This is a genomic window from Deltaproteobacteria bacterium, assembly GCA_020845775.1.
Lineage (GTDB): Bacteria > Bdellovibrionota_C > UBA2361 > SZUA-149 > JADLFC01 > JADLFC01.
Genome location: JADLFC010000060.1, coordinates 1 through 8511 on the forward strand (window position 1 = coordinate 1; position 8511 = coordinate 8511).

General features: G+C 45.1%; 6 protein-coding genes. 2 read left to right on the plus strand and 4 right to left on the minus strand.

Annotation, left to right across the window (positions count from 1 at the left end; translation table 11 throughout):
• Nucleotides 1-12: 12 nt before the first annotated feature.
• Together clpB and IT291_04195 are read right to left on the minus strand one after the other, a co-directional pair.
• Entirely contained in the window at nucleotides 13-2631 is a 2619-nt protein-coding gene (clpB, locus tag IT291_04190; GenBank protein ID MCC6220424.1) for an ATP-dependent chaperone ClpB, read from the minus strand.
• 26 nt (nucleotides 2632-2657) lie between these two features.
• Nucleotides 2658-3668: a J domain-containing protein gene (locus IT291_04195; protein MCC6220425.1), complete on the minus strand. Its 1011-nt coding sequence runs from the start codon at nucleotides 3666-3668 to the stop codon at nucleotides 2658-2660.
• Between the two features lie 121 nt (nucleotides 3669-3789).
• Between IT291_04195 and IT291_04200 the strand changes: the two genes are divergently transcribed.
• A complete protein-coding gene (locus IT291_04200; protein MCC6220426.1) occupies nucleotides 3790-5067 on the plus strand; it encodes a glycosyltransferase in 1278 nt (425 codons plus the stop codon).
• On the opposite strand, the gene IT291_04205 is transcribed toward IT291_04200, so the two are convergent.
• Nucleotides 5064-6458 carry a dipeptidase gene (locus IT291_04205; GenBank protein MCC6220427.1) on the minus strand — a complete coding sequence of 465 codons (1395 nt, stop codon included), beginning with the start codon at nucleotides 6456-6458 and terminating at the stop codon, nucleotides 5064-5066. The genes IT291_04200 and IT291_04205 overlap by 4 nt on opposite strands.
• Nucleotides 6459-6474: 16 nt before the next feature.
• Nucleotides 6475-6948 carry an RNA pyrophosphohydrolase gene (locus IT291_04210; protein ID MCC6220428.1) on the minus strand — a complete coding sequence of 158 codons (474 nt, stop codon included), beginning with the start codon at nucleotides 6946-6948 and terminating at the stop codon, nucleotides 6475-6477.
• 16 nt (nucleotides 6949-6964) lie between these two features.
• On the opposite strand from IT291_04210, the gene IT291_04215 reads away from it, so the two are divergent.
• Nucleotides 6965-8494 carry a hypothetical protein gene (locus IT291_04215; GenBank protein ID MCC6220429.1) on the plus strand — a complete coding sequence of 510 codons (1530 nt, stop codon included), beginning with the start codon at nucleotides 6965-6967 and terminating at the stop codon, nucleotides 8492-8494.
• The last annotated feature ends 17 nt before the right edge of the window (nucleotides 8495-8511 follow it).

The following is an 8511-nucleotide window of genomic DNA, read 5'->3' on the forward strand; positions in this document are numbered from 1 at the left end:
AGCTACAACTTCCTAGCTCTGTTTGCTTCTTACATCTATAGCTAACTTCCCATCCTCAACGTTTACCACAGCTACCGAACCGTCAGTTATTTCGCCTGCAATTATTGCTCGACCTATTTGCGTTTCCAATGTGTGTTGAATATACCGCTTTAGTGGCCTTGCGCCGTAGACGGGATCATATGCGGTATCGCAAATAAACTCTTGGGCATCGTCGCTTATCTCAAGTGAAATATTTCTCTCTGCCAGCCTCTCCCTTAAAGCACTGGCCAACAAGCCAATTATGCGCTTTATCTCTTCTTTTTGCAGCGGCTTAAATAACACTATGTCATCTACGCGATTTAAAAACTCTGGCCTAAAGTGCGCTCGCAATTGCCCCATTACAGTCGATCTTGCGCTGGCCCTTATTTCACCCTTCTCATCAATGCCGTCCAACAGATATTCCGAACCAATGTTAGACGTCATTATGATGACTGTATTTTTAAAGTTTACTACCCTACCTTGCGAATCTGTTAGACGACCATCGTCGAGAATTTGTAGCAACACATTAAAGACATCGTGATGCGCTTTTTCTATCTCGTCGAATAATATAACCGAATATGGTTTTCGCCTGACCGCTTCAGTCAGTTGACCTCCTTCCTCATAACCTACGTACCCAGGAGGTGCTCCTAAGAGGCGAGAGACTGCGAATCGCTCCATGTATTCGCTCATATCGATGCGAACGATATTATCCTCGCTATCAAATAAGGCTTCCGCCAAACTGCGTGCAAGTTCCGTCTTCCCCACTCCCGTAGGTCCCAAAAAAATAAATGACCCAATCGGCCGCTTCGGATCTTTAATGCCCGAACGAGCGCGAATAACAGCATCCGCCACCAGCGAAACCGCCTCATCCTGCCCAACTACCCTATGGTGCAAAATATCGTCTAGCTTTAGCAATTTCTCGCGCTCACCTTCTACTAGACGAGTAACCGGCACACCCGTCCAGCGCGATACTATTTCGGCAATTTCATCTTCGGTTACTTCCTCGCGAAGAAGTTGGCCAGTATCTTGCTTATTAAGCAAGTGTGCTTCAGTTTCCGCCAATTGCTTTTCTAATGCCGGCAATTCGCCATGCTTTAGTTGTGCAGCTCGATTTAAATCGTAATCGCGCTCAGCTACCTCAATATCTCGGCGCAAAGCTTCAATCTTTCCCCTAAAAGCCTGAACCTGTTGAATCGTTTCTTTCTCAGATTGCCATTGAGCACGCATGGAGTCAGCCCTACTTCTCAAATCAGCTAACTCCTTTCGCAAATCATCCAGTCGTTCTTTGCTAGCCTTATCCTTCTCATTTTTTAGCGCCGCCTCTTCAATTTCAAGCTGCATTACCCGCCTAGTAACGCTATCCAATTCACTCGGCATGGAATCGATCTCTGTGCGAATCATAGCGCAAGCTTCATCAACTAAATCGATAGCCTTATCCGGCAAAAAGCGATCGCTTATATAGCGATTGGATAAAACCGCCGCAGAAACCAAGGCGTTATCGTGAATTTTAACACCGTGATGAACTTCAAATCTCTCCTTCAATCCACGTAAAATTGATATAGTATCCTCCACATTAGGCTGATCCACTAGCACGGTCTGGAATCTGCGCTCTAATGCTGGATCCTTTTCTACATAGCGGCGATATTCATCCAACGTCGTTGCACCAATGCAATGTAGCTCGCCCCTCGCCAACATAGGTTTAAGCATATTGCCAGCATCTATTGCGCCCTCGGCCCTACCGGTTCCAACTATAGTGTGCAACTCATCAATAAAAAGAATTATCCGCCCCTCCGCCTCCTTAATCTCGTTTAATACAGCTTTAAGCCGCTCTTCAAATTCACCTCTGTACTTTGCACCAGCTACTAAGGCCGCCATATCCAGAGCAAAAACGGTCTTATCTCGCAAACCTTCGGGAACATCCTTTCGCACAATGCGTTGCGCCAGCCCCTCAACTATTGCCGTCTTCCCCACGCCAGGCTCGCCAATGAGAACGGGATTGTTCTTCGTCTTTCGCGAAAGTATCCTTATCACGCGCCTAATTTCATCATCTCGACCAATTACGGGATCTAATTTATTGCGGTGAACCTCCTGCACCAAATCTCGGCCATAAAGTGACAGTGCCTCATAGGTAGATTCTGGATTCGCTCCCGATACGCGTTGATGCCCACGCACCTGCATGAGCGCCTTGAGAAAGCGATCTTTAGTAATATTAAACTGGGCAAAGATTCGACCCGAGGCAGTCTTATTGCCCTCTTCAATCATGGCAATTATAAAATGCTCTACCGAGACATATTCATCTTTAAGGCGCTTAGCCTCATCCTCCGCAGCAACAAGCAATTTGCTCAATCTCTGGGTTACGTAAATCTTACTTGGATCCGCCCCTGGACCGGATACGCTTGGCTTGCGACTTAGCTCCTGGCGCACCGCTTGCTTAAAGGAATCTAAGGGCACATCCATCTTACCTAAAAGCCGAGGAATTAACCCTTCGCCCTGCTCACAAAGCGCTAACAGCAAATGGTCGCCATCTATTTCTACGTGCCCTAGCCGCACAGCTAAGTTCTGCGCCTCTTGCAAAGCTTCTTGTGATTTTTGCGTCAATTTTTCTATGTTCATATAACCTCTTTTACTTGACGATAACCTTAGTTACTTTTTCGCGGATCAAAAGTAGAAGACTCTTGCAGTTTTCTAAATAGTTCCCTTTCTTTTTCGGTTAGCGACTTCGGCACTACAACCTTTAACTCGACAATCATATCTCCACGCTGATTATGCTTCCCCATAAAACCCTTTCCGCGCAAGCGCATCTGTTGCTCGCTTTGAGAACCAGCGGGAATTGTAAGCATGACATCGCCATTTAAAGTCTCTACCGGAACTTTTGCTCCCAACACTGCCTCCCAGGGAGAAATAGACAAAGCTGAAATTATATCGTCCCCACGCAGGCGGAATTTTGAATGCGGAGCAACTTTTACCTTTAAATTAATCCCCACACTACTTTGCCGCCCAGCTTCACCGGCTCCCTTGCCCTTAAGTCGAAGAACTGCGCCGTCTCTAATGCCTGCCGGGAAAGATACATCGTATACCTTTGCTTCTTGACCTGCGCCGCCATGCTGAACGCCTGGCGCAGGAGTAAGAGAAATCCGCTTCTTTGTTCCACGATATGCTTCCTCCAAAGTAAGGGTTATCGTCGCCTCCTGGACTGGCTGCGATGTCGTGTGCGAATAAGGCGATCGCCTACTCCTGGCCCCAGCGGCAGCGCCAGAATCAAAAACAGACTCTCCGCCTCCTCCAAACAGCATATTAAAAAAATCGCTAAATCCGCCTTGCCCACCAAAACCAAAGGACTGCGATTGACCTCCTCCGCCCTTAACATTAAAGCCACCCAAAATATCCTCCCACCCAGGGGGAGCCTGAAAACTCTGCCCTGCCTTAAAATTGGCGCCGAGTTCATTATATTTCTCTCGCTTCTTGCTGTCCCCCAAAACTTCGTACGCTTCGTTTATCTCCTTAAACTTCTCCTCAGATTTTTTATCACCTTTGTTAAGGTCTGGATGATACTTGCGGGCAAGCTTCCTAAACGCCTTAGTAATATCTTGCTGGGAAGCTTCTCTGGAAACGCCTAGAACTTGATAATAATCTTGAAACGCTACAGCCACTTTTTAATTCTCTTCTCCACCAAATAGGGATATACAACTTGCATATCCTAATAAAGATAGGCACGGTGCTTTATTTTGTCAAAATTTAACAAACTGCCTTATGCTCCAATGGTGCAATACATTGCCTAATATAATTTCTCAAACCATAGATATTCTTTGGCGGACTTTATTTGGATTGCTGTGGAACGCCATCCCTAGGCACCTTCGCCAAAGGGCAAGTGAAAAAATTCTTAACTTTCAAAAGCGTGCCACACTCTGCATACCGTTTTCCAAAGTAAGCGTTTATCGATTTACCACCTCTGTTTTAGATTTAGAGATTAATCATTCACAACTAATAGATCTCTCATGCGACGAAACAAGCCTTATAGCCATTAAGTCCAAGCTCCCCAAATTCTCTCTAGTCGCCACATGCAAAAATGAGGCTGGCAGTATCGAATCATGGCTCGATAGTATAGCAAAACAAACTACTATCCCCCAAGAGGTAGTCCTAGTCGATGGCGGTTCAACAGATGAAACGATCGCGCTAGCTACCAAATGGCACACAAATCAGCTCAGCAATATCGACACAGAACCGCAGTTTGCGTTTATATTAGTCAGCGAAAGAAACAAGAACATAGCCGAAGGCAGAAATATAGCCATCAATGCAGCGTCAAATGACTTAGTTGTTTTAAGCGACGTTGGTTGCAAACTCGATTCCAAATGGGCCGAATACCTCCTGCTACCTTTTAGCAACAATCCGAATACTGAGGTTTCTATGGGATGGTATGAGCCAGTATGCGACAATGATTTCTCGCGCGCTTTAGCTTACCTAACAGTTCCTAAACTAAGAAACATTGACCCCGGCTTGTTTCTTCCATCGGCGCGCAGCCTAGCGTTAAAAAAAGCTCTTTGGAAACTTGCCGGAAGGTATCCAGAATTTCTGACTCTTGCGGGCGAAGACAGCCTATTTGATTATTATCTGAAACAACATGCTAAACACTTGGCCTTTGTTCCCGAGGCAACCGTATATTGGTCATTCCCAGCATCCATCCGCAAAGGTTTTAAAACTATGTATAACTATTCCAGGGGCGATGCGGAAGGCGGGGTAATCGCATGGCAACATTATTATTGGCTGCTAACTTCTCTTGGAAAAGTGAGCACATTTGTTTTTCTCTTTGCGCTCATAACCGCTTTAGGTCTATTCATTAGCTACGATGCGCTCATCGCTCTTGGTGCAATATTCGGGCTAATGCCACTCTATCTAATATTTGAGTTGCTTAAGCGTTTTCAGCCCTTAGAACATGCCACTTCGCCAAGAGAAGTCTTCTTCCGCCTACTAGCGCTCTTTACACTAATTTTCGCCCAAGCATTAGGCTTTTCTCACGGCTTACTATGTCGAAAAAATAAAACGTGCTCTTAAGCCACTTCTTGTCCCAAAAGCTCGAGTATCCTAGCAATAGTTAGATAGCCATATTTAAAGCGCTTAACACCAAAATGCTCATTCGGCGCATGAATGTTATCATCCGGCAAACCATACCCCAACAAAACGACATCAGCTCCAGTTGCTTGCGTCAAGTCAACAACGATGGGAATTGACGCTCCTTCCAATACGTACTGGCACTCTACGCCCATAATCTCACTAAATGCCCTATGGGCAGCACGAACCACCAATGAATTCGAATTCGTTCGCACAGCCTTTCCGCCGCCAGGCGACAAGTCGACATTTATTTCGACTGCCGACGAACAATTTTTTTCGAGAAAATCCTTTACCAACAACTTAATCTTTTCTGGATCCTGATTAGGAACCAATCGACAAGAAATCTTCGCCGTCGCCACCGCTGGAATAACTGTCTTAAATCCCTCTCCTGCATATCCACCCGCAATCCCATTAATCTCAATCGTTGGACGAAGCCAAGCCGACTCCTTAGGAGAACAGCTTTTCTCGCCACCTAAAGCCTTGGCACCAAACTTTTCACAATACCGCTCATGATCGAACTCAAAGGAAATCTCCTTAAAAAACTCTGGCGAACAAGCTTCTACGTCATCGTAAAACCCTGGCACTGCAATGCGACCACTCTCATCTCTAAGCTTAGAAAGAAGCTCTACTAAGGCGTGAATCGGATTGTAGACTATTCCACCATGAGTACCAGAATGCAGGTCTACATTCGAGCCTCTAACATTAACAGTCATAGTTGCAATGCCGCGAAGCCCCAAACTAACCGCCGGAGCATCAATGCTTTCAAAACCAACATCTAAAATAAGCAAGTAATCTGCACAGAGTTCTTCGCGCTTACTTGCGAGTAGTCCAGAAAGACCATGACTGCTCGTCTCCTCCTCGCCTTCTATGAGCAACTTTATGTTGACTGGCAAGGAGCCTAACTGCTCAAGGTAATGCTTAATAGCCGTTATGGCATAAAAACATTGCCCCTTATTATCTTGGGCACCACGCGCGAATATCTCGCCATCGCGAATAGTTGCCTTAAATGGGGGCGAAGCCCAAGCTTCTAGTGGAGAAACTGGCTGAACGTCATAGTGATTGTAGATCATCACCGTAGGTTTAGACGCATCAAAGTCGCGGGTAACCGCAAAAACCACTGGATGACCACTGGTTTCCCAAAGGCTTACTTTTAAGCCCATAGCTTCCAAATAGTCTCGAAGCCAATTAGCGCAATCGAGAACCTCAGACTTATACTCAGCCTCAGAACTAACACTCTCAAAGGCAAGAAATCTGCTAAAGTCAGAATAAATTTCCTCCCAGCGTTTGTCGTAATTAACACTGAGAAGGGGAATGACTGAATCGACATTTTTCACAACAAGCTCTCCAAAATTAGGCGTCCATAATGTAATTGGGAAATTCCTGCATAAGCATCGCTAGAGCCCTGCAATATGGCTCCTTCTTAAACGAGCTAATGCGCGAAACGAAATCACTTAACGTAACCCATGCACACTGATCAAACTCAATCGCGTTAGAGTGATGAGATAAATCTATTCTTGCATCTCCACTTAAACGAACTAAAAAGTAGGTCTGTTCCTGGCCATGATACCCGCGAGAATAATATTTTTCTGGCCATTCGTAGCGAATTTTCTGCGACAACCTACCAATTACTTCTACCTCTCTAGTGCCTATCTCTTCCTCTAGCTCCCGATACAAGGCCTCTAGCTCCGTTTCCCCCTCATCTATTCCCCCTTGCGGCAACTGCCACACATTTTTTCTATCAGACCGATGGCAGGCAAGAATTAACCCTTGGTCATTAATTACAACTACTGCTACATTTGGCCTGAATATTTTTTTTAGCGACATTGCCTTTTACTACTAAATGAAAAACTTTAACCTATTTAACAAATCAGCCTATCTGGCGATAGCCATCGCTACGTTGGTCACAGTTCTTTACCTCAATTCATTTTCTCTTCCCGCTGATATTCAAACGCAAATCCTTAGAGGGCAACTCATCTTAGAAAACAAAACCCTACCAACTATTACAAATTTCTCTTGGAGCGCTAACGACACCGTTAATAATTACACTCCTTGGCTTAACGATATCCTACAATACGCCATAATCGAGAATTTAGGAAAGTTCCTATCTATTGACTATCCTTTTAGCGCGAACGCAGGCAGGGCCATAATGCTTTTTCTTAGCTTGGCTAGCGCATATTTTCTAGCCACATTCTTCTCTCTCACCGCCCTAAGTAGATTCGCATTCCTTTCGCTTTATTTAATCCTGAATATAGCCTCCATTTCCGCAGAAACCCAAGTTTGGAGTCTTGTATTGCTTCCTCTCTCTCTACTATTCGCGCTGCGCGCTAAACCACTAGATATTATTTTACTTCACATCTTGTTTCTAACTTGGCCTGGCCTTGACGCCGATTTCTTCTCTGGCATTGCAGTAATCGCCCTGCTTCTCATTTCGACTATCGCGGCAAGAGACAAACGCAAAGCACTGCTCATGACTGGACTGCTCATGAGCACCACCGCCACGGCATATTTTGGTTCAAGCATCCCGACCAGAGGGATAGACAGCTCATTTCTACTTCCATTTGACGCTGATTACTTAGAAAATCGTTTTTATGGCAGCTTGTATTCAATAAACACGCCTAACTTCCATCTAATGGAGAACAAGCTTCTCGTAATAAGCGCCCTCTTAATACTTGCACTTTCCTTGCTGTCGCAGCAAAAATCTCTACAAAGGCCAACTATTACCTTGACTCTTGGCAGCCTAGCTCTAGTTCTTGCCGCTCAACGCTACCGATTTATCTATGGCTTGGCGGCAGCTCTTGCCGTTGGAACATTAGTTCAAAACATCCTTGAGCAGACTAAAGGAAATAGCGCCGCGAGTAAGTATTCGTCCACACATTCTTATAAGTTCATCGATCTACCGCTAACCATGTTGCTAGGGCTATTAGCAATATTTTTCTCGCCAAGCGCAACTAAGCATTCAATTCGGCCAATAGAGAACCATTTGGCAGAGTTACAGGAGATGTGCCACAAAAATGCCAAGCGCGACCTCCGACTTTTTAACGACATCGCCATAGCACCAGAGCTTTTAGCTAGTGGAGTAAAAGTGTTTATATCTTTGGAGCCAAAGGTGTATTCGTCAGTAATATCCCGTTCGCCTAGCCTAAGAAGAAGCATTTTCGACGATTATTACGAACTCATTACAGTCAAACCCAAATGGGAGGAGGTGCTTAGTCATTGGAAGTTTGATGCTGCTATCATACAATACGAACACCCACTTAACGAACTATTGGCGACTACTGGGGCCTGGAAAAGGCTAAACGCTACTGAAGTGCGATTACCCGATCGCGCTAATTACATTATTCTAACACATAATAACGCTTGTCAGGATTGAACTGCATTATTCGCACC

Bases quoted from the DNA above. Each gene is read 5' to 3' on its own strand.
- IT291_04215 (MCC6220429.1), top strand. From the start codon at position 6,965: ATGAAAAACTTTAACCTATTTAACAAATCAGCCTATCTGGCGATAGCC.
- clpB (MCC6220424.1), bottom strand. From the start codon at position 2,631: ATGAACATAGAAAAATTGACGCAAAAATCACAAGAAGCTTTGCAAGAG.
- IT291_04210 (MCC6220428.1), bottom strand. From the start codon at position 6,948: ATGTCGCTAAAAAAAATATTCAGGCCAAATGTAGCAGTAGTTGTAATT.